This is a genomic window from Arthrobacter sp. JUb119 (assembly GCF_024807995.1).
Lineage (GTDB): Bacteria > Actinomycetota > Actinomycetes > Actinomycetales > Micrococcaceae > Glutamicibacter.
The window spans coordinates 228301-250417 of the sequence record NZ_JANUFE010000003.1 but is presented as its reverse complement, the minus strand read 5'-3'; the positions used below and the strand labels follow the sequence as shown (position 1 = coordinate 250417).

18 protein-coding genes are annotated in these 22117 nt (G+C 64.7%); 5 read left to right on the top strand and 13 right to left on the bottom strand.

Annotated elements, in window-relative coordinates; all coding sequences use genetic code 11:
• Positions 1-108 precede the first annotated feature (108 nt).
• Both M2368_RS10155 and M2368_RS10150 read left to right on the top strand, forming a co-directional pair.
• The gene (locus M2368_RS10155) at positions 109-1614 is read left to right on the top strand and encodes a hypothetical protein (RefSeq protein ID WP_498724412.1); all 1506 of its coding nucleotides are present in this window, start codon (positions 109-111) and stop codon (positions 1612-1614) included.
• The gene (locus tag M2368_RS10150; RefSeq protein WP_498724411.1) at positions 1614-4190 is read left to right on the top strand and encodes a hypothetical protein; all 2577 of its coding nucleotides are present in this window, start codon (positions 1614-1616) and stop codon (positions 4188-4190) included. Before M2368_RS10155 ends, M2368_RS10150 begins: the two co-directional genes overlap by 1 nt.
• Before the next feature lie 31 nt (positions 4191-4221).
• On the opposite strand, the gene M2368_RS10145 is transcribed toward M2368_RS10150, so the two are convergent.
• Entirely contained in the window at positions 4222-6279 is a 2058-nt protein-coding gene (locus M2368_RS10145; protein ID WP_498724410.1) for a S9 family peptidase, read from the bottom strand.
• Between the two features lie 205 nt (positions 6280-6484).
• Here M2368_RS10145 and M2368_RS10140 point away from each other — a divergent pair, with 205 nt between their 5' ends.
• On the top strand, positions 6485-7261 hold the full coding sequence (locus tag M2368_RS10140; protein WP_426733480.1) for a hypothetical protein: 777 nt from the start codon (positions 6485-6487) through the stop codon (positions 7259-7261).
• A 75-nt stretch (positions 7262-7336) separates the two neighbouring features.
• Here M2368_RS10140 and M2368_RS10135 read toward each other — a convergent pair whose 3' ends face one another.
• The 8 genes from M2368_RS10135 to M2368_RS10100 all read right to left on the bottom strand — a co-directional run bounded on the left by M2368_RS10135 (position 7337) and on the right by M2368_RS10100 (position 14976).
• Entirely contained in the window at positions 7337-8815 is a 1479-nt protein-coding gene (locus M2368_RS10135; RefSeq protein WP_105656223.1) for an amino acid permease, read from the bottom strand.
• A gap of 14 nt (positions 8816-8829) precedes the next feature.
• On the bottom strand, positions 8830-10245 hold the full coding sequence (locus tag M2368_RS10130; protein WP_105656224.1) for an aspartate ammonia-lyase: 1416 nt from the start codon (positions 10243-10245) through the stop codon (positions 8830-8832).
• 47 nt (positions 10246-10292) lie between these two features.
• Positions 10293-11288: an asparaginase gene (locus tag M2368_RS10125; RefSeq protein ID WP_286172202.1), complete on the bottom strand. Its 996-nt coding sequence runs from the start codon at positions 11286-11288 to the stop codon at positions 10293-10295.
• Complete coding sequence (locus M2368_RS10120; RefSeq protein WP_498724409.1) at positions 11285-11989, bottom strand: FadR/GntR family transcriptional regulator; 705 nt, start codon at positions 11987-11989, stop codon at positions 11285-11287. Before M2368_RS10120 ends, M2368_RS10125 begins: the two co-directional genes overlap by 4 nt.
• 136 nt (positions 11990-12125) lie before the next feature.
• On the bottom strand, positions 12126-12563 hold the full coding sequence (locus tag M2368_RS10115) for an SRPBCC family protein (protein WP_105656226.1): 438 nt from the start codon (positions 12561-12563) through the stop codon (positions 12126-12128).
• Positions 12564-12572: 9 nt separating this feature from the next.
• Positions 12573-13553, bottom strand: a complete 981-nt coding sequence (locus tag M2368_RS10110; RefSeq protein WP_105656227.1) for a TIGR03086 family metal-binding protein — start codon at positions 13551-13553, stop codon at positions 12573-12575.
• Entirely contained in the window at positions 13550-13888 is a 339-nt protein-coding gene (locus M2368_RS10105; RefSeq protein WP_105656228.1) for an ArsR/SmtB family transcription factor, read from the bottom strand. The genes M2368_RS10110 and M2368_RS10105 overlap by 4 nt, the downstream gene beginning before the upstream one ends.
• 137 nt (positions 13889-14025) lie before the next feature.
• The gene (locus tag M2368_RS10100) at positions 14026-14976 is read right to left on the bottom strand and encodes a beta-ketoacyl-ACP synthase III (protein WP_105656229.1); all 951 of its coding nucleotides are present in this window, start codon (positions 14974-14976) and stop codon (positions 14026-14028) included.
• Between the two features lie 247 nt (positions 14977-15223).
• Here M2368_RS10100 and M2368_RS10095 point away from each other — a divergent pair, with 247 nt between their 5' ends.
• A complete protein-coding gene (locus tag M2368_RS10095; protein ID WP_105656230.1) occupies positions 15224-16054 on the top strand; it encodes a metallophosphoesterase family protein in 831 nt (276 codons plus the stop codon).
• 64 nt (positions 16055-16118) lie between these two features.
• Positions 16119-16679: a histidine phosphatase family protein gene (locus M2368_RS10090; protein WP_105656231.1), complete on the top strand. Its 561-nt coding sequence runs from the start codon at positions 16119-16121 to the stop codon at positions 16677-16679.
• 97 nt (positions 16680-16776) lie between these two features.
• Here the strand turns inward: M2368_RS10090 and M2368_RS10085 are convergent, their stop codons facing one another.
• The 4 genes from M2368_RS10085 to M2368_RS10070 form a co-directional block, all read right to left on the bottom strand.
• Positions 16777-19299 carry a hypothetical protein gene (locus M2368_RS10085; RefSeq protein ID WP_498724408.1) on the bottom strand — a complete coding sequence of 841 codons (2523 nt, stop codon included), beginning with the start codon at positions 19297-19299 and terminating at the stop codon, positions 16777-16779.
• A 238-nt stretch (positions 19300-19537) separates the two neighbouring features.
• Positions 19538-20707 (bottom strand): acetyl-CoA C-acyltransferase, encoded by a 1170-nt coding sequence (locus M2368_RS10080; RefSeq protein ID WP_105656233.1) that lies wholly within the window; start codon positions 20705-20707, stop codon positions 19538-19540.
• Positions 20704-21354 carry a CoA transferase subunit B gene (locus M2368_RS10075; protein WP_105656234.1) on the bottom strand — a complete coding sequence of 217 codons (651 nt, stop codon included), beginning with the start codon at positions 21352-21354 and terminating at the stop codon, positions 20704-20706. The genes M2368_RS10080 and M2368_RS10075 overlap by 4 nt, the downstream gene beginning before the upstream one ends.
• A gap of 2 nt (positions 21355-21356) precedes the next feature.
• The gene (locus M2368_RS10070; protein WP_332502959.1) at positions 21357-22061 is read right to left on the bottom strand and encodes a CoA transferase subunit A; all 705 of its coding nucleotides are present in this window, start codon (positions 22059-22061) and stop codon (positions 21357-21359) included.
• Positions 22062-22117 lie beyond the last annotated feature (56 nt).

Below are 22117 nucleotides of genomic sequence, written 5' to 3'. Positions count from 1 at the left end.
CGCCCCGCGCAGAACCTTTCGGGGATCTGCGCGGGGAGGTGCTGTCCCCGCGGTTCGAATTGTTCCTTGAGCAGGGTTATTCAAACCCCTGTTGATACAGTTGTTCCCATGAACCGCACGTGTTGCACCGACCTGAAGTACCCCGGCAAGCTGCTGCTCGCGGGCCTGTTCGCAGCCCTGGGACTGGGCCTGGGACTGGGCGTTGTGCCGGCGCAGGCAGCCGCGGATCCAACTCAGCCAGAGGCCACGGCACCGGTCTACCCCTCGGCGACGCCCGACGATGACTCCGCAGATGAAGGCACCGTCCTCATCCCGTCGGTGACCTCGCAGGAAGGCAACTTCTACCTGGCGGTCACCGATGCGGCACTCGATGAGGTGGATTCGGAACGGATCATGGACCAGGTCAGGCAGGCCGTGGGCGAACAGGATGCGAAGATCCTGCTCGGGGTGGACCAGGAACCCAACAACCTCAAGGGCGCCGGGCAGCTGGTGCGCGGGATGCTGATGTTCGGCGACAGCGACGCGCTGAGCGATGACTGGCTGGAGAACGGAAAGACCCTGGGCTATGTCGGGGAAGGCTGGATCGCCATCGGCGTGATGCTTCCCGAGAAAGCCGGGGATCCGGTGGAAATCGCCGTGGATCCCGGGCGCGACGTGCGCGAAACCGCACCGGGAAGCCAGCAGCGGATCCTGGAGGCAGGGCAGGGCGAGTTCGCCGCCGGGGATTACACCGCGGGGATCACCGCCGTCGCGCTGGCCACCACCCAGCAGCTGCAGGCACCGCCGGACCGGGCACTGGCCAAGGTGATCGCCGTGGGCGCGCTCGCCGCCGCCGTTGCGTTCCTGCTCGCATGGGCCTGGCGTGCCAAGCGCCGCAAGGCCCGGCAGGCAGCCGCCGCCGATCGCAACAAGCAGGCCGAGCTGCTCGAATCACGGATCCAGCGGGCAAGCATTTACCTGGACCGCCATCCGGTGCCCGATCCCGGCCTGACGCGGGAGAGCCGCTTGGCGCAGGTCATGGCAGAACTTGAAAGGCAACGGGCCGGCTCCCAGCCAGGGGCCTGGCGCGCATTGGGTATGGCCCCGGATTCCCTGCAGCCGCAGCAGGTCTCCGAAGCGCAGCTGGCCCAGCTGCGCGACCGCGAGCACGAGCTCTCGCTGCTGCGCGGAGCGGTGCAGCTGGCCCACGCCTTCACGGCACGGCCACGGGATTCGCGCGAGTCCTGGAACCGGATTTTCGAATACCACCGTGCACGGCTGGAGGACCTGGCGCTGTTCCTCGATCTTCCCGGTGCCGGGCAACTGGCTTGCGCGCAGGCCGCGCGCACCGTGATCATCACGCATACCGATGAGCTGCAGCTGCTGCACACCCGCCTGAGCCGCAGGAGTAGCGGCGCGGATACGGCCCCGGGGATCCTGGACAGGCTGTGGGAACTGCGCGACGAACTCGATGGCGTCTTGCACGATGCACTGGCCCAAGCCGGCCAGGCGAGGCTGAAGATTCCCCACGGCCTGGGCGAGTCGATGGAAAGCGCGCAGCGGAAAACCGATCCGATGGAGGACGATCCCATCGCGGTGCTCCGGAATTTCGCGCCAGGAAGCGGGACCCGCTGATGCCGGCCCGCTTGATGCACGATTCCACCGGGCGGCGGTTGCACCGCCCCTTCCATTGGACCGCCATCGCCGCCATCATCATGGCGCTGGTGACCACCGCGCTGGGCGTGCGCGCGGTGCTGGCCGTGCAGGCAGCCAACGTCCCGGACCCCTACGAGGTCCAGGTGGTGGTCCGCGGCGATAACGGCTTCAACATCACCCAGCAGACGGTGGACGCCGAGCTGGCCCGGCACCCGGTGCGTGCCACGGCCCCGCTGGAACTGGTCATCACCGACCGCTGGCTCACGGGTGATGAACTGCTGCGCGGGCAGGTGCCGGAAAACCAGATCATCGTCTCGACCAGGATGGAGAACAGGGATCCCGGGCTAAGCGACGCTGAACAGCGCTTCGCCGGGGTGGGCCTGGACCGCAGCCTTGCAGCATCCGACGACGCGCATACCGACCTGCGCTTCGACATCGAGCACGCCTTCACCAAGAACGTTTCGGTAGGCCATGGGCCCAAGGCGGCGGTGGCCGCCGCGCATACTGCCGCCGTGCTGCTGGACAATTCGCCCAGCAGCTCGGCGATCTTCTGGTTCGCGGCCGTGGGTGCGAGCGCCATGCTCACCGCCGCGTTCTTGGCCAGCGCCCTGCGCTACCGCTCGCGGTGGGCATCGCGCCACCGGCGGCTGGCCGCGGCGCAGCGCAAGCTGGCCCGCGTGCTCCTGGACCTCGAAGCACTGGAAGCCACCTACCAGGCCACCGAGCAATCGCGCCGTCCTGCCGGCTTCACCAAGGCGTGGCGGCAGCTCGAATCCCTGTCCCTGGATGCCGCCCGCCGCGAAGCGCCCTTGGTGCGCTCGCTGTTCACCCGGGCCGAATGCCTGGAACAGAGCACCGGGCAGCAGCTGGCGGCCTTCGAGGCCGACACGCGCAAGCTGACGGAACTGGCCGACTCGCTGATGGGCGCCGGCTCGGTGCATGCGCACCTGGCTGGCACCGGATCCACCTTCGACAAGCTCAGCAGCCCGATCAACGATGCGGCCACGGCGCTGCTGATCCGGCTGGACACCGCCCCGGGCACCATGGTGGCCGGCAAGGACCTGGCGGATTTCCGCAGTGCCCTCGGCGAACTGCTCAATGCCGCCCATGGCGATACCAGCCAGCGCACCGCCATCGAGCGCTGGGCCGAGGCCGAACGGCGGCTGGCGAAGCTCGCCGGGAAGATCGCTGCCCGGCTGCGCCGGTATCCGCGGGGGCTGCAGCAGCCGGTGCCCCAGATCGGCGCCCAGCACAATGAGCTGCGCTCCAGCCTGGGCTTGCCGCCGGTATCCAAGCAGGGTGCGCTGGCGCAGATCGCCACGGCGAACTCGCTGGCCCGCGGGATTCTCGGCGATACGCTTCAGGCCGATCAGGAGGCAGACGGCATGCCGCGCGAGCCCGGTGCTTGGCGGCGCGCGCTGGCCAAGTTCGCCGGCACCGTCGGCACCGAGGGCGATGAACCGCCCAAGCTGCGCCGGGCGTGGACGGCCGGCCTGCTCTCTGCCTTGCTGCTGGGCAGCCTGATCGCCGCGGGGGTCATCGTGTCCTCGGTAGCCAGCGAGCCTGGACGCACCTATGAGGGGTCCGGGCGGGGGATGGAACTTGAAATCGATGACCAGGGAAAGCTGGTTGACGAAGCCGAGATCCGCCGGTACATGGAAGAGGACTTCGACACTCCGCAGCAGATCCTGGTCGTGGTCCGCGATGCCGAAGCCTACCTGGAACTCAAGCACTTCGACGGCTCGGAATACCGCGATTCGACGCCCGAGAGCGTGCGCACAGCGATCTTGCGGATCAAGGACGAATACTCCGATCGCGCGGATCCGGCCAACGGCGAGCTGCCCGAGGACCTGACGATCATCCCGCTGCTGATCACCGACGAGGGCAAGGGAATCGTCCCCGGGCTGATCTCGGGGGCAGTCATCAGCGGCACCGCCTCCTGGGGCACGACCGGCGGGTGGGAGCATGGAAGCATCTACGAGTCGAACTATCCGGCCATGGAAGCCGCCAGCGCGGCCGAGGACTTCGCCGTGGTGCTCAAGCAGGCCGGGTACGAGCAGCCGGACTACAGCACCTCGCTGCTGTACTGGATGCTCGTGTTCATGCTGTTCTTCACGGTGGTCAACGTGGTCCAGGTCCTCCAGTACCTGCTCGGGGCGACCTCGCAGCTGACCCGGTTCTCCCGCGGCTCGCGGTCCGTCCAGCATTCGCGCCGGCAGCTGGAGGAGCTGGCCATGGGCTTGGAGGATTCGCAGATCAATGCGGTGGCCGTGCTCGGCGCGACCGCGGCCCCGAATGCGGACGAGGCAGGGCAGCGATTGTTCGAGCGGGCCTTGATGATGGCGTGGCGCGAAGCCCAGGAGTTATCCTCGATGACCCTGGGCCAGCGCCTTGCCGCCGGCTATGCCCAGCGCACGGCGCATCTGGCCCGGCTGGTAGCGCTGCTGGGCGAACGCGATGCCGACGTGGCGCGGCGGGCCAAGGCGCTGGTGCTGGCCAGCCGCGGTGCCGGGGGAGATGCTCCAGCGCCAGTGGAACTGCCGGGACAGAAATGACTCCGCCCCGGCAGTCCGGCACTGCGCGGTTCTAGCCCAGCAGCTCGGGCAGTTCCTGCGGCGCGTTGCCCAGCACCTTCTGGGAAAGGAACTCGGTGACTACCTGGTACCAGATCTTGGCGTGCTGCGGGGACAGCACCCAGTGGTTCTCATCCGGAAAGTACAGGAACTGGTGCTCGGTGCTGCCGTCTTCCTTCTGGGGCAGCCCCGAATCGGCTAGCAGCTCGTACCACAGGCGCAGGCCCTCGCCGATGGGCACCCGGTAGTCCTTGTCGCCGTGGATGACCAGCATCGGGGTGACGATGCTGCCCACCGAATGATGCGGCGAGTTCTGCTCGCGCATTTCGGGGCTCATCTCGCGGGTCCAGTAGAACGCGGCGTCGGTGGTCTTGCCGAAGCCTTCCAGCGCCCACAGGCTGGCATGGGTGACGATGGCCTTGAAGCGGTCGGTGTGCCCAGCCACCCAGTTGGCCATGTAGCCGCCGAAGGAGCCGCCCATGGCGGCGGTGCGGGTTTCATCGATGTCCGGCCGCGCCTCGGCGGCATCGGTGATGGCCAGCAGGTCAGTGTACGGTTCCTGGCCCCAGCGGCCCCAGCCGCGCTGGATGAACTCCTGGCCGTAGCCGGTGGACAGGGCCGGATCCGGCAGCAGCACGGCATAGCCCTGGGCCACCAGCAGCCATGGGCTCCAGCGCCAGCTCCAGGCATTCCACGAGCCCAGCGGCCCGCCATGGATCCACAGCAGCAGCGGCGCCTTGTCGGCGGCAGAAGCGGTGGCGGGCAGGGCCAGCCAGGCGCGGATGCTCGACCCGTCATCGGCGGTGGCTGACACCTCGGTGAGCGTTCCGGGCAGGGCCGGGCGGGAGACCGGGGAACGCAGCTCGGTCAAGGCCGCGTATTCGCCCGGCTCCAGGTCCCCGGTGTGCGCCAGGTCGATGGCCACCGGTTCGGCCGGGTACAGGTAGCTGGAACGAAGCGCGTAGGCGGTACGCGAGTCGCTGCTGATGGCCAGATCGGTGTACGCGCCGTCATCGGTGAGCCGGGTGATCTTGTCGTTGTACAGGCTCAGATGGAAGACCGGTGCGTGGCCGTTGTCATCGGCGGTCAGCAGCAGCGAGCGCCCGTTGGGAACCCACTGCAGGTCATTGACCCAGCGGTCCCAGCCGGCGGCGATCCGGTGGGTGGCGCCGTCGGCCAGATCCATCAGCCACAACTCGAAGACCGGGGCGGTATCGGCGGTGGAACGCTCCCAGCGGGCGTAGGCCAGCTGGGTTGAATCCGGGCTGATCTTGCCCAGCGTATATTCGTACTGGGCATCGGGGGCCAGCAGCATCTCGTGGGCGCCGGTGTGCAGGTCGATGCGCATCACTCCCGGGGCTGAGGAAGCCCGGCCTTCGGGAACCTGCCATTCGGTGACCAGGAAACTGCCATTGGAAGCAACGTCGTAGGAGGTATCCTCCAGATTCGCGCCCATGCCCGGGGTGAGGTCGGTGAGCTGGGTACTGGTGGCGTCCTGCAGGCCCGGCAGGGACCCGGTGTAGTAGTGCGGGGTGGACGGGCCCAGATCTTCGTCCCAGTAGCGGACCGGGTAGCCGGTGTGCAGGATCGCCGAGACCTTCTTGTCCTTGCGGCCGGTGCGCAGTGCCGCTTCGGCGTCCAGGTCCTTGGCGCGGGAGAAGGCCGAGGCGCGCAGCACGATGGTCTGCGGGGACTGCTGGCAGATCCGCAAGGACTGCACCCCGGCAGGGTGGGAAATCACCGAGCGGGCTTCGCCTCCTGCTACCGGCAGGATCCAGCCTTCGGCCTTGGCGTCTTCCTTCGACGAGCGCTTGGCCACGAAGAACAGGTCGCCGTTGGCGGCGAACTGCGGTTGCGATTCGCCGTGCTCGCCGAATGTCAGCCTGCGTGCTGGTGCTTCGCCTTTGGGATCCAGCGACCAAAGGGCGCTTTCGTATTTCGTCCCGTCCTCGGAAAGCTCGCTGAGGGTGGTGACGAGCTTGGTGCCGTCGGGGGAGAGCGCCAGGCCGCCGAGGCGGCCCAGGCCAATAAATGAATCTAAATTATGAAATGAATGCTTAGAGTGTTCCACTTCACATATCTTGCCACTGTTCGCGGCTGGGCACTACCGGAAATCGAAAATTACCTGGCATCGGCAACAAGACCGGGACAACTTGCAACCAAGGCGTGATGCCGCCGCTATTGGAAAAACCTGCAATTGAGTGGAGGATGAATTCAATGGGGGAGCTCGCGATGTCAGCTGCATGACCGGATCATGGATCAAGGAGTTGGAAAAGATGAACCGTGCCAGAACCCGTCTCGGCGCGCTCCCGATGATGTGCGCAGCAGCCCTGATGCTGGCTGCCTGCCAGGGAGCCCAGCCGGACTCGACACCCAGTCAGGAACCTGCGCCAAGCGGCACATCGCCATCGGCAAGTGCCAGCTCGCCGGAGGCTTCGAGCCCCGAATCCAGCCCATCGTCAAGCGCCGAAAGCCCGGATGCGCCAAGCACGGCGGCGCCCGAGCTGAGCCAAGAGCATGAAGTGCATAGCATCCAGTTCATGACCCCGGAGCAGTGGACCGCCACCGGGGATGACTGCGAGGGTGAATGCACCGAATGGGATGAATGGGAGATCAAGGACGCGCAGGGCAAGCATGTGCTCACGCTGATCCCCACCACGGCAACCTCGCCGGATGGGGACGTGTCTCTGTACGAGCGGGAGCTACTGGAGCGCGAAGAGCTGCCGGACCCCGGAGCTGGCACCGGCTTCCATCCCGCCAGCTTCATTGCCGAGTTCTGGGAATCGACCAGCCAGGAGGATGGCGAGAAGGAGTCCGGGTTCGATATTGCCCTGGTCGATGACCAAGTGCTCGCCCAGCGCAATGAGAACCCGGATCTGAACTTCTTCAAGGTCGGCGAGCAGTCGCCGATGATGTGGGTCGAAGAGGACTATCTGGAAGACCGTGGCGTCCCGGATGACCCGGTGAAGCAACAGGCGCAGCAATTCCTGGATACCCAGGAATATGCGTTGGTGCGCGAAATCCTGCTCAGCGTCCAGCCGGCCAAGGGCTAGGCCAAGCCCGGCACGCAAGAAAGGACCGGCCCGGAAGCAGCTCGAGGCTGCTTCCGGGCCGGTCCCGGGATCCTGCTACCGCTGGTTGGCCGGCTGCTCGTTGTGCAGCCGCGCCTTGGCGATCTCGTTGATCCGTCCGCGGCACAAGTACCAGCCGCCGATGATCAACGGGATGATGACCACCAGCGAGGCAATGGTCCAGGTGCCGATGGGATTATCGAAGGCCATCATCACCAGCACCAGGGCCAGGAAGCCCAGGGTGACCCAGCCGGAGACCGGAGCCAGCGGCATCCGGAAGCCGGGGCGCTGCTGCTCGCCGCGCTTGGCGGACTTCACCAGCGCCATCTGGCACAGCACGATCATCCCCCAGGAGGCAATGATGCCGATGGCCGCGAAGTTCAGCACGATCTCGAAGGCCTTGGCCGGGACCACGGCGTTGAGCACCACGCCGAACACGGCCACCACAGCGGTGATCACGATGCCGCCGTAGGGAACCCCGGCCTTGTTCATCCGCCCGGCGAATTTCGGCGCCGAGCCGTTCAATGACATGGAGCGCATGATGCGCCCGGTGGAGTAGAGCCCGGCGTTCAGCGAGGACAGCGCCGCGGTGAGCACCACCAGGTTCATCACCACGTCCATGCCCTGCACGCCGATGGATCCGAAGAAGGTCACGAACGGCGATTCCCCGGCGCTGTACGCGGTGTAGGGCAGCAGCAGCGAGAGCAGCACCAGCGAGCCGACGTAGAATACGGCGATGCGGATGATCACGGTGTTGATCGCCTTGGGCATGACCTTTTCCGGATTCTCCGTTTCGCCCGCGGCGGTGCCGATCAGCTCGATGGAAGCATAGGAGAAGACCACGCCCTGCATCAGCACCAGCACCGGCAGCAGGCCATTGGGCAGCAGCCCGCCATTGGAGCTGAGCAGCGAGAAGCCGACCTCATGTCCTGCCAGCGGCGTGCCGAAGATGACGAAGTAGCAGCCAATGATCAGGAAGGCCACCAGGGCCACAACCTTGACCAGTGCGAACCAGAATTCCATCTCGCCGAAGGCCTTGACCGAGATCAGGTTCATGGCCAGCACCACGGCCAGCGCCAGCAGCGCCCAGAGCCACTGGGGCACCGAGCTGATCCACCCCACGTACTTGCCGAAGAAGCCCATGTACAGGGCCACCGCGGTGATATCGACAATGGCGGTCATTACCCAGTTCAGCCAGTACAGCCAGCCGGTGGCGAAGGCCGCCTTCTCGCCGTAGAACTCGCGGGCGTAGGACACGAAGGAACCGGTGGACGGGCGGTGCATGACCAGTTCGCCCAGCGCCCGCAGGATCAGGAAGGCGAAGAAGCCGCAGACTGCGTAGCTGATGACAATGCCCGGTCCGGCTTCGGCCAACCGGCCGCCGGCACCCATGAACAGCCCGGTGCCGATGGCGCCGCCAATGGCGATCATCTGCATCTGCCGGGAGGACAGGCCCTTGTGGTAATCGTTGTCGCCGGCCGTCAGCGCGGCATCGGGGACGTGCGCCGCGGTGGCGTGCGGAGTGGAATTATCCATATGATTCCTCGGATCTAGTCGGTGAGGTTGGCGAGGCGCTCGGGGGAGAGCAACTCATTGAGGTCTTCGGCCGAGAGCAGGCCGCGTTCGAGCACCAGCTCGGCCACGCCGCGCCCGGTGTGCAGCGCTTCGAGGGCCACCGAGGTGGATGCCGCGTAGCCCAGCCGCGGGTTCAGCGCGGTGACCAGGCCGATGGAGTTCTCCACCTCGCGGCGCAGCGCCTGCTCGTCCACGGTGATCCCGTCGATGCACTTGTGCGCCAGGGTCAGGCAGCCGTTGGCCAGGTGCTTCAGGGAGAGCCCGATCGAGTGCACAATCACCGGCTCGAAGGCGTTCAGCTGCAGCTGCCCGCCCTCGGCGGCCATGGTCACGGTCAAGTCGTGGCCCACCACCTGGTAGGCGATCTGGCTGACCACTTCCGGGATCACCGGGTTGACCTTGCCGGGCATGATCGAGGAGCCGGACTGCACGGCCGGCAGCTGCAGGTCGTTCAGGCCAGCGCGCGGACCGGAGGAGAGCAGGCGCAGGTCGTTGCAGATCTTGGAGATCTTCAGCGCCACGCGCTTGAGCACGCCCGAGAGGTGCACGAACGCGCCCACATCCGAAGTGGCTTCGATCAGGTCCGGGCTGGTGGTCAGCGGCAGGCCGGTCAGCTCGCGCAGGTGGCGGCAGGCGGCCTCGGCATAGCCGGCCGGGGCGTTCAGCCCGGTGCCGATGGCGGTGGCGCCGAGGTTGATCTCGGTGACCAGGCACAGCGATTCCTCCAGCCGCGCCCGGTCCTCGCCCAGGGTCACGGCCCAGCCGCGGAACTCCTGGCCCACGGTCATCGGCACGGCGTCCTGCAGCTGGGTGCGGCCCATCTTCACCACGGTGCGGAACTCGGCGGCCTTGGCGATGCACGAATCCTGCAGCACCTCGATGGCTGCCAGCAGCGGCTGGGTGGCGAAGTGCGTGGCGATGTTCACCGCGGTCGGGTAGGCGTCGTTGGTGGACTGCGAGAGGTTCACATGGTCGTTGGGGTGCAAGAAGGAGTACTCGCCCTTGGCATGGCCCATGATTTCCAGCGCCAGGTTGGCGATGACCTCGTTGGCGTTCATGTTCGTGCTGGTGCCGGCCCCGCCCTGGATCGGGTCGATGATGAACTGCTCATGCAGCGCCCCGCCGGCGATGGCCTCGCAGGCCTGGTCGATGGCGTTCGCGCGCTGGGTGTCCAGCAGCCCCAGCTCGTGGTTGGCACGCGCCGCGGCCTGCTTCACGCGCGCCAATGCGCGGATCAGGTGCGGGTTGCCGGACAGCTCGGTGCCGGTGATGTCGAAGTTCTCCTTGGCGCGCAGCGTGTGCACGCCCCAGTAGGCATCCGCCGGGATATCGCGGTCGCCGATCAGGTCATGCTCGCTGCGGGTCTGGCCGCTGAGCAAGGTTTCAGGCATGGTGGATTCTTCTCCAGGATTCGTTGAAATGGTTGGAACGGAAAAAATTACAGTGCGGCCAGCAGGCCCACGGGCGCACCGCCGCCAAAGGCCGGGCTGGTAGCCAGCGGTTCAAGGGCCAATGCGGCCTCGGAGCCCAGGTGCTCGGCGAGCAGCTTGGCGGTGATCGGCATCCGGGCGCGGTCCGAGCCGTCGGCGATCTTCACGGCCAGCGCGCTGCCATCGGGCAGGCCCACGGCCTGGATGCCCTCGAAACCGTCCTTGGCCACGGAGCCGGGCACCGCGCGCATCAGGGCGGTGACATCGCGGCCAACGCCGGCTACCAGTTCCGGGTAGCCGGCCATTGCCGCGGCCACGCGTGCCTCGGCGGTGCCTTGCGCGGCGCTGGCCAGCTTGCCGAAGGCGCGGGCCAATCCGGCCAGGGTCATCCGGTAGACCGGGGTGCCGCAGCCGTCGGTGCTCACCCCGGAGATCTGTTCGCCCGAAAGATCCTCCACGGTGTCCTGCAGCAGCTGCAGGAGGCGCTCGTCGTGCAGGTAGTTGGCGGTGTCCCAGCCCTTGAGCTCGCACAGGGCCGCCAGTGCGGCGTGCTTGCCCGAGCAGTTCTGCGCGAGCGCGGTGGCCTTGCCGCCAGCGGCCAGGTAGTCCTGGCGCTCGGCAACGCCGTAGGGCAGGTCGGTGGAATTGCGCAGCGCTGTGTGGTCCAGGCCGGCGGCGGCCAGCGTGGATTCGGCGACCTGCAGGTGGCGCGGGCTCCCGGAGTGGCTGGCCGAGGCCAAGGCCAGCTGCTGGTCGTCGAGCTGCAGTCCGGCGCGCAGCATGCCCACGGCGAACAGCGGCTTGAGCGCCGAGCGCGGGTAGAACGCGGCCTGGGCATCGCCGCGGCTGGCGGCGATGGAGCCGGCGGGATCCAGCAGCACGGCCGAGCCGTAGTGGATGGACTCCACGGCCTCGCCGCGGGTGGCGATGACCAGCGGTTCGTGCTGCGGCAGTGCCTCAACGACCAGCGAAGCGCGCAGGGTCTGGGGATCGGCGGGGGTCACTTCTTGCTCCTGACTATGGTGGATACTGCTTGCTGCACCGCATTGAGGTGCTTGGCCATCGCATTGTTGGCCGCTTGCGGGTCTTGGGCGGCGATGGCCTGGTAGATTTCCTGGTGCTCCGAGTTCGACGGCGACCGGCGGCCGGCAACCAGGTTCACGGTCTCGGACTGGCGGGCCATGGCCTCGCGGATGTCCGCGACGACCTTGGAGAACACCGAGTTGCCGCTGGCCTGGGCGATCGCGGCATGGAAGGCGGCGTCCAGCTCGACCCAGGCTGCCGGGTCGTCTTCCTGCTCCATCGCCTCGATCAGCCCGCTGATCCGCTCCAGGTCCTCGGCGGTGCGCCGGGTGGCGGCGAGGGTGGCAGCCGGGATCTCGATATGCGGACGGGCTTCGTGCAGGTCGTCGGAGGAGAACGTGCCCAGTATCAGCTCGCGGGTGGGCCGGTGGGAGACCACGAAGGTGCCGCGCCCGGTTTCGGTGCGGGTCAGGCCCAGGGCCGCGCAGGAGCGCAGCGCTTCGCGGATGACCGAGCGGCTCACGCCGTAGTCGGCCGCGAGGGCAGCTTCGGACCCCAGTTTCGCGCCGATGGCGATTTCCTGGGCTTCAATGGCTAGGCGGAGTGCATGGAAGACGCCTTCGGCAGCGGATCGTCGTTCGATCGGTTGCTGTCCGGGTGTCCAGCTGTCAGACAGGTTCACGTGTACCAGTCTGGGGTGTGATCCACTTAACGTCAAGTCGGGAACTGGAGCAATCGGGAATGCTCAGGTCAGTGACGCGCGAACACCGCGGACACGATGCCACAGGCAAGGTATCCGCGGTGTTCGCCGCTGGTCCTCAGTCTTTCTCCAGGATGCTTTTCAGCGCCCGGAGATCAGCCATATTGGCTCGCCGCATCATCATTTCCATCAGCGGGCCGGCCAGTTTGCCGAAGCCAGTTGGCTCGCCGTCATTGCGCAGGTGGACCCGAGTCGCCGTTGGCCCTATCGCTTCGAAGCGATAGGTGGTGCGCATGGGAAACGGGCCCTGCGCGGTGGCCATGACCAGTTCCTCGTTCTGCGCGAACCTGGTGACTTCGTAGGTGTAGGAAAGCTTCCGTCCAAGGAACCTGGCTTCGAAGGCGGTGCGTGATCCGAGGCCGAAGCCATGGGGATCCAGCCGGCGCACCGAATGGATATTCCGGTACCACGCCGGAGCGTTCAGCGGGTTCATCGCGTAGCCGGCCACCACCGAACGTGGCCGGTCGATAGCGATGCTCGTGGAGACATCAACCATGGGAGGTCCTCAGGCTCCTGCGGGAACGCGGCCGGTGAAGGCAATCAGTCGATCCAGGCTGCTGGCGGATTCGGCGACCATGGTTTCTTCCGCGAAGGAGCCGGAGGTGCGCTGAGCCGGTCCCACAGTCTTGCGTGCCAAGCCCAGTACGTATTCCGCGTGGCCAGGATGGATCGCGAACTCCTGGCCGGTCGCCTGGGCGAAGTCCCACCCGTGAACCATCAGTTCCAGATTCAGGATCCCGGCAACCACTGAAGCCGGCATGACAGCGAATCCGAGATCAATCTCGCCGGCAACGCCGCGAGCGGCAAAAGCCTCCAGGGTCGGCTGCACCAGGTTGGCGATGCGTGCTTCCGGCGCCAGGGCCGGGTCATCGGATACCGCAGCGCCCAGGGCACCGCCGATCATCGAGACCGAACCCGCAAGGTGATCCAGCAGCTCGCTCACGGAGAACTCGGAGCAGGGAGTGGCTTTGGCCAGGTCCGCTGCGCAGATGTTGTTCAGGATGAACTGCAGGGCTGCCACGGAGCCCTCGGCGGAAACGATCGGATTCTGCGGCTCGGGCACGGCGTTCCACTCGTCGATGGCTGCTTCGCCGGTCTCGGCAAACTCCTTCAGCCGATCCAGGAAGTGGTTCCATCCCTCGGCGTGGCCCGAGGACTGCTCGGCGTCCAGCCCCTCATGGCGCAAGGTCAGGGCCGTGCCCTGATCCAGCGGTTCCAGGGTGATGAAAACCGTCGAATCGCCGGGCGGAACGGCATCCGAACCTTCCCATCCCATGGTGAAGACCAGGCGCTTGCCGGGCTCGATTTCGGTGAAAGTGCCCGAGGCCTGGTGGCCCGGACCCATGGTGAAGCGGTAGCTGCCGCCGGTCTGCAGGTCAACGCGGTTGGCAACGGTTTGCCAGCGGCGAAGGCGTTCCGGGTTGGTGACCAGTGCAAAGGCGGTGTCGGCGTCAACGGGGAGGATGACTGTTCGTTCAAAGCTCATGGCTTTTCTCCTGGTGGCTGGTGCGGTGGCCCATTGAACGACGCCAATTCGGCGGCCTCGGCAACGAGCAGGTCGAGTTCGGTATTCCAGAACGAGTCAAGGAGGGCCTTGAGCTTCGTGATGCCTGCAGGGTCCAGCGAGTAGTAGCGGCTGCGGCCATCCTTGCGGGCTTGCAGCAGTCCTACGTCAATCAACAGCAGCAGGTGTTGCGAGATGGCGGAGCGGCTGACGGCGAAGTTCGCGGCCAGTTCCGTCACCGTGCGTTCCCCGGAACCCAGCAACTGAATCAAGCGCCTGCGCGTTGGCTCGGAAGCGACTTCCAGTAGATCAAGCATGAAAAATACGTTAGCAGTCACTAACGCGTTATTGCAAGGGGTGCGGAGCAGCTTTTTAGGCTGATGCGGAAGGCGCCGTTAAAGCACTAGTGGGCGCCACGGCAAAATGCCGTAGCGCCCACTCATGGCGAAAATACTTAAGGGATCGTGATGATCTGGCCGGCGTAAGCCAGGCCGCCACCGAAGGCGAAGAGCAACGCCTTGGAACCCGAAGGCAATGGCTCATCCGAAGCCATCAACTTGGAAAGGGCCAGCGGAACCGAAGCGGCCGAAGTGTTGCCCGAGTACACCACATCGGTGGCCACGCGCGCGTTCGGTGCGCCGATCTTCTCTGCCAATGGCTCGATGATGCGCAGGTTGGCCTGGTGCAGGACAATGGCGTCCAGCTCCTCAGGCTTCATGCCGGCACGGTCGATGATTTTCGAAGCGATCTTCGGCAGCTGCGTGACGGTCCAGCGGTAAACGCTCTGGCCGTTCTGCGCGAACTTCATGTTGTTTTCTTCTTCGATGCGCACTGCATCGGACAGGGACGGAACCGAACCCCAGACCACCGGCGAGATGCCGTTGTCTTCCGATGCGGTGATCACGAAGGCGCCAGCGCCGTCCGCGGTCAGCACGCAGGTGGTGCGATCGGTGAAGTCGGTGTAGTCGGTGAGCATCTCCGAGCCGATAACCAAGGCATTCGTCGCCGAGCCAGCGGCAATGGCGCCCTGGGCCAGGCCAACGGCGTGGGCAAAGCCTGCGCAAGCCACGTTCACGTCCACCGCTGCCGGCCCTTGGTCCATGCCCAGGGCGTTAGCTACGCGTGCGGCCATGTTCGGCGAACGGTCCGTAGCGGTGCAGGTGGCGACGATGATCATGTCGATATCGGCTGCCTTGATGCCAGCTGCGTTGCCCAGCGCCATCTCTGCGGCCTTGATGGCCATGGAGTCTACGGTTTCAACACCGGTTCCCCAGCGGCGTTCTTCGATGCCGACACGTCGGGTGATCCATTCATCGCTGGTTTCCACCAACTTTTCCAGCTCGGTGTTAGGGACGATGCGCTCTGGCTGGAAGTGGCCAAAGGCGACGACTTTGCTGCCGGTCATGGATATAGCTCCTCGGTGGATTCAAATCTTCTCTTCTAAGATTAGTCGTTTTGGATGCTACTCGCCGTTCATATGCGCCAGAAAGCATGTGTCAGCCAGTTTTACCTGCCTTCCATGGCCGATTTGTCCGATTATCGGCAAAACCCCGATTCTTCAGGACTTCATATGGCGTCGACACCCTGTTCACCTGCTGGCCAGAACCCCGGCGTTCAATGGGATGAAATGCAGCAGCCGTGAAGGAGGAAAAATGGAACCTCTGACGATAATCCAATTGAGCGACACCCACCTGCGTCCCGAAGGGCAGCTGCTTCACGGATCCATTGATTCGTGGCAACGAACAGAACAGGCGCTGGAAGCAGCCGCGTGTCTGGGTCCGGATGCCATTGTGGTGACCGGCGATATCGCAGACCGCGGTTCGGACATCCATGAGCGGGCCGCAGGGATCTTCAACCAGGCCCAGCGCGAACTGGATTGCCCGGTCATCACCGTTCCGGGCAACCATGATCCGTTGGGCGCGATTGGAGAATCCTTCAACACCAGGCGCCTGTCCACCGGTCCGCATCCAGCCGACACGGTGCACGAGGTCCTGGGGCTTCGGATTATTGGTTTGGACAGCGGGGGATTCCAGTTGGCCCGGGGACGCTTGGAACAGCGGCAGCTCGATTGGCTTGCCTCGCTGCTGGCGGTTCCGGCGCCGCGCGGATCCCTGCTTCTGCTGCACCATCCTCCGGTGGAAGCCGCCAATGAAGCCCGCGCCGGCCGCGGGCTGGAGAACCCGATGGAGCTGGCGGCCATCGCCGCCGGAAGCGATATCCGTGCAATCCTTTGCGGCCACTACCATCAGGCGTCCACCAGCCAGCTGTTGAGCACCCCGGTGTTCATGGCTCCTGCAGTGTCCTACAACATGAATCCATTTGCCCCGACGCAGATCGTTGACGAGCCCGCAGCGGGATTCAACGTCATCAAGGTCGGGGCGAAATCGGTCGACGCGTTCGCTGCATCCAGCGGCCAGTACGCCGCGCTGCACGCGAGCACCCCGCTGCCAGCGCCGGTCAAGAGTTCGCAGACCGGCAACTGACTCCAAGAACACTACTTCGCACCGGGCACCAGTTGCTTCGGTGCATGCCAGAAAGAAGAAGACGATGAGCGCAAAGAAACTGATCCTGATCCGCCACGGACAGACCGAATGGAACAAGGCAGGACGCCTGCATGGACGCAGCGACCTGCCACTGAACGATACCGGCATCCGCCAAGCCCAGCAGCTAGCCGCGCAGTTGGCGCCCGAAGGCACTTGGGACGCGGTGTATTCCTCCCCGTTGTTCCGTGCCCGCCAAACAGCGCAGATCCTCGCCAATAGCTTGGGCATCCGTGCCCTGCACGAAAACCAGGAACTGATGGAGCAGGACTTCGGCGATCTCGAAGGCACCCTGGTGGCCGATGGCGCCGACGAACAGCGCCAACTGCTGGTTGGCACTGGAGAAACCGAAGAGCATCTGGTGGGGCGTGCAGTGAACGCATTGTTCAAGATCTGCCATCAGCATCCCGGGCAGAATGTGATGGTCGTGAGCCACAGCGCCTTGATCTGCTCGGTAATCGCCGCGCTCACCGGCGAAAGCAATCCGCGCATGGCCAATGGAACCTATGTCGAGCTGGATGCGCAGCTACTGGTCAACCACGTCTCGCGCGAACCGCTGTGGCATTAGGAAGCAAAGAGCAAAGCCGCGTGCCGGCCATGGATCATGGCCGGCACGCGGCTTTGCGTTCTAGTCAGCGGCGGGCTGCCACAGCTGAAGCAGCGGCTTACCACCAGGATGCGCCTTCGACGGTGACCTGGGGCTTCTCGCCGTACCAATCCACGCTGCCCGTGAAGCTGCGGGTGAGCTCTTCTTCGTCGTAATCAATGAACTCCGTGTCATTGAGCTTGTACTTGAAGACGATCTCGGAGCTTGAGAAACTGCCCGATTCCTCGATGGCCACGCTTTCAGCATGCGACTTCACAGAGAACGATGCGATGTCCTTGGACTGCAAGGTGCTCGGGCAACCGTCATCGAGGTTGGTTGGAACGGTCACGCAGGCAGTAGCGAACTTCTTGACCTCATCCAGCACCAGCTCGTCGAGCTTCTCGGTGGTGGTCGTAACCAGCGCCGCCTGTGCCGGCTGCGAATCAGGATGGTTGACACGCAATTCCTGGGCTTCGCTCGTCAGGTATTCGTTGCCAGGCGCTGAGACATCATAGATGCCCGGGTAGGCGTAGAAGCTGCCGGTGAAGGAACGTCCCTCGCCGTAGTAGTCCTCGCTTTCAAGCAGCTTGACCTTGGCCTTGCCGACAGTGACTTCCGAGCTCTTATCGGAGGTGATCTCCACCGGAACAATCAATGCTTCATGGAGCACCCAGGTATCGAGCAGGCCGAAGTCCTTGTCGCCCGCGTCGACATTGAAGGAGCGTTCGTGGCGCTCGCCGTTGATGGAGTAGATCGCTCGCACACGGGCCGAGTCCTTGCCCTTGGATTCCTCGATGACATCAACGAGTTCCAAGCGCTGCTTGGCGTTGCCCAGAACGTCGTCGCTGAGCAGGACGCGCGAGGCGTTGTCGATCCCCGGGTCGACCATCTCGGTCGCCTTGCCGGCCTGGCCCTCGGCAAGCAGCGCGAGGTATTTCTCAACTTCAGCTTCCGGCTTGCGCTGCCCGTTCAGGTAGGCGATGGCACCGAAGCCCAGACCGGCAATGACTGCCAGCGCGAGAACCGAGAAGCCAACGGCCTTGGCCTTCTTCTTGGACTCTTCCGAGGCCGGGGCCAGCGCCGGAGCCGGTTCACCAGCCATCGGCTGGCCGTCGGCGGACACGGCAGGGGTGGATTGGGCTGCGGCGGCAACTGGAGCAGCCTGGCTGGGTGCGGCTGCAACCGGCGAAGCTGGAGCAACGGCAGGTGCCTGGCCGGAAATCCATCGCGCTGAGGCGTCCTTGCCGGCAATCACTGCCAGCAGGGATGGGGCGAAGCGGTAGACCTGCAAGGGCAGGATTTCTGCCAGCAGCGAGACAGCTGCGGCCCCGAGTGCCAAGAAGATCACCGAGTACCAGGTGATGCCGTAGGACATGCTGCCGCTCATGTTGCCCATCTCGTTGGCGGTGATAGCGCCACCCAGGGAGATGTTGGTCAGCCCGGCAAGAATCATCCACAGGACCAAAGCCGCTACCGGCAGCTGCCAAGCGCGCTGCAGGTCGAAGCCAGCGGCCAGTCGACCACGGTGCACGCCAATACGGATAGCCGCCAGGAGTACCAGGATGACGCTCAGGACCAGGAGCCAAGCACCCTTGCCGTCGGCGATATCCCAGATGCGCAGGACGGATTCGGGCAGGGCATCGGCGGTGTATTCGCCCAGGAAGCTGGCCATGCCGGAGACATTCGGAGCCAGCGCCCCGAGGAAGCCCAGCGCTGCCACATATGAACCGATGGTTCCCAGCAGCGGGAGCAGGATCAGGCCCAAGCTCCAGGGCATGTCATCCGGACGCTGGGTGAATGCGGCAATGATGCCGACCAAGGCGAAAGCGGCCAAGGTCGAAACAGCCAGGGCCACGACCTCGCGGACCCCGGTAAGCAATGGGGATCCGGCGTTGGCGCGCTGGGGCGCGGTGGCAAGGAACTGCGAGAAGAAAACGGCCAAGGCAATCGTGAAGAAGACACCTGCATATCGCGGGGACACCGCGGCGGAGAAGAATTCGCCACCCTGGATGCTGAGCTTCCCGAAGAGCGCAATGACCAGGAAGACCAATGACAGGACCAGCGCGTGCAGTCCGGAGGCCAATGCAGCGCTCTTCCATCCGCCGTTGCGTGCGCCACGACGCAGCTTGCGCACGATCAGGTAGTTCGCGGCGCAGATTGCCACGATGGAGGTGACCGAAACGAGGGCGAATGCGAGGCTGAGCTCGCCGAACATGCCGAATCCGCCCCCGGATCCGGTGATCTTCAGCCCGCCGCCCAGGACGGCACCGAAGACCATGATGAAGGCCTTGAAGGAATTGAGCTGGGACGCCACGTTGAATTCAGCGGAGCCGCCGCCACCGATCTCCTTGGCCATTGAGGCCAGGGGGATCAGGTAGCAAAGAGCCAGGACGATGCCAATGGCCGCAATGGCGCCGGCTTGGAATCCAAGAAGCTGCAGGCTGGCACGGGACTTCAGTTCCAGGACCGCGTTGGTGAATTTCCTGACCTGCCGGTTCTGCCCGGCATTCTCGAACGGGTTCGCCGGTGCCGCCGGCGCTGGCAATGGATCCAAAGGTGCCGGTGGCACCTTTGGATCATCAGGCAATTGCGTATTTTCCAAGGTGAGTCCTCACATGGTGCGATGATGGCGTCACATCCGGGCGTTCTTGGAAACTTAAAGTCGAACAATTGGAATATGACCTTCCAATTACATAACAAGTAAGTGGAAGAACAAAGTCCAGTTAAGAAATATGCGGCGGGTTAAGGAGCGAGTTCCGCCTTTCACTTCACCGGTAAAAGGAAAAGCCGGTGCGGTTGGATCCCGACAGACCCAACCGCACCGGCTAATCGGACAGCGGCTACAGCGAACGCAGCACCATTGCGGTGCCCTGGCCGCCGCCACCGCAGATGCCGATGGCGCCCAGCGAGCCGGCCGGCATCTCGTGGAGCTGGCGGGCCAACGTGCCAATGATGCGTGCACCGGAAGCGCCAATCGGGTGGCCCAGGGCAATCGCGCCACCATGCGGATTCACGATGGAGGCATCGAGACCCAGTGCCTTGGTGGACTGCACCGAAACAGCGGCGAACGCCTCATTGATTTCGACGGCCTTCAGATCCTGGGCTTTGGCGCCGGCCTTCTCCAGGGCTGCGCTGATGGCATTGGATGGCTGCTCGTGCAGGGTGCGGTCCGGGCCGGCAACGAAAGCGTGCGAGAGAATTTCGGCCAGCGGCTTCAGGCCCAGGCGCTCAATGGCCGCATCGCTGGCCAGCACCACGGCTGCTGCGCCGTCGGTGATCTGCGAGGAGTTGCCCGCGGTAATGGTGCCTTCCTTGGCAAAGGCCGGACGCAGCTTGCCCAAGGATTCCACGGTGGTTGCTTCGCGGATGCCATCATCTTCGCTGATCGTGGTGTCGCCGCGACGGCTGGAAATGGTAAATGGCGCAATCTCGCCGGCTGCGAAATCTCGGGCCGCGGCAGCGCGCTGGTGGGATGCGGCCGAGACCGTATCCTGGGCCTCGCGGGTCATCGACAACTTGGCATTGTGCTCCTCGGTGGAAGCGCCCATCGAACGCTTCTCGGCAGCATCGGTCAGGCCGTCGTATTCCAGGGTGTCAATCAGTTCAATGGCACCGTACTTGGTTCCGGCACGGGCGCGCTGCACATGCGGAGCCAGCGACATGGATTCCTGGCCGATAGCCAGGACAACGTCTGCCTCGCCGCTATTGATCAGGCGGGCTCCTGCCACAACGGCCTCGGCACCTGAGAGGCATACGGCATTCACGGCGATGGCCGGAACGTCCAGCGCAATGCCGGCACCCACGGCGGATTGACGGGCCGGGTTCTGGCCGGCGCCACCTTGCAGCACCTGGCCGGCGATGACCTGCTGGACCTCGCTGGGATCAACTCCGGCACGTTCCAGCGCGGCCTTGCCGGCATGGGCGCCGAGCTCGGTGGCTGGAACAGCGGCGAAGGCGCCGTTGAATTTCACGAATGGGGTACGGGCGTAGCCCACAATCTTTGCGGTCATGCTTTCAGATCCTCCACAATATCCACGGCAAATTCTGCTGCCGTGATTTCCTTGATGGTTTCCACGCTTTCACCCGGGGCTACTGCGCGCAGGGTCAAGGTCGAGTTTTCTATATCAAACACTGCTCGGTCGGTGATGATGCGGTTGACCACGCCGACTCCGGTGAGCGGCAGGTCGCATTTCTCCACAATCTTGGATGTCCCGTCCTTGGCCACGTGATCGGTCAGAACGATCACGCGCGGGGTGCCGGCGACCAGGTCCATGGCGCCGCCCATCCCCTTGACCAGCTTGCCCGGGATGGTCCAATTGGCCAGATCGCCATTGGCAGCCACTTGCAGGGCGCCGAGGATCGCGGTCTGGACGTGGCCGCCGCGGATCATGCCGAAGGAGGTCGCCGAATCGAAGAAGCTGCCGCCGGGCAGGATGGTCACGGTCTGCTTGCCTGCATTGATCAGATCCGCATCTTCTTCACCTTCATAGGGGAAGGGACCCATGCCCAGCAGGCCGTTTTCGCTTTGCAGCTTGACCGAAACGCCTTCCGGCAAGTTGTTGGCCACCATCGTGGGGATTCCAATACCGAGATTCACATACTGGCCATCGGTTAATTCGCTAGCGGCAATGGCCGCCATTTCATCGCGAGTCCACATGCTCAGGCCTCCTGTCGGCTGCGCACGGTGCGCTGTTCAATGTCCTTGACCGCATCGGCCTGCACCAGGGTCTGCACAAAGATGCCGGGGGTCTCCACCAGCGACGGATCCAGGTAGCCCTCGACAATTTCCTCGGCTTCGGCGAAGGTATGGCGGCCGGACATGGCAGCCAGCGGGTTGAAGTTCTTCGAGGTCATCCGGTAGCGCAGGTTGCCTTCGGCGTCGGCCTGGTGCGCCTTGACCAGTGCGATATCGGCAAAGATTCCACGCTCGAGGATCGCTGGCTTGCCGTTGAATTCCATGACTTCCTTGCCTTCGGCGATCGGAGTTCCCACGCCGGTGGGGGTGAAGAAGGCGGGAATGCCCACCCCGCCGGCGCGCAAGCGCTCGGCCAAGGTCCCCTGCGGGCAGAATTCAACTTCCAGATCCCCATCGAGGAACTGCTGTGCGAACAGCTTGTTCTCCCCGACGTAGGAGGCCAGGACCTTGGAGACCTGCTTATTTTCCAGCAGGATGCCCAGCCCTTTGCCGTCTACGCCCATGTTGTTAGACACGATGGTCAGGTTGGTTGCCTTCGAATCCCGCAGTGCGGTGATCAGGCGGTTGGGGATGCCGGAGAGGCCGAAACCGCCCACTGCGATGGTCATGCCATCCTTGACGACGGCAGCCAAGGCGGCGGCTGCGTCATCCCGAAACTTCGTTGTCATCGATTCCTCCATGTGTCCACTATGTGGAGCGCGGATCTGCTTATCCTCTAACGTAC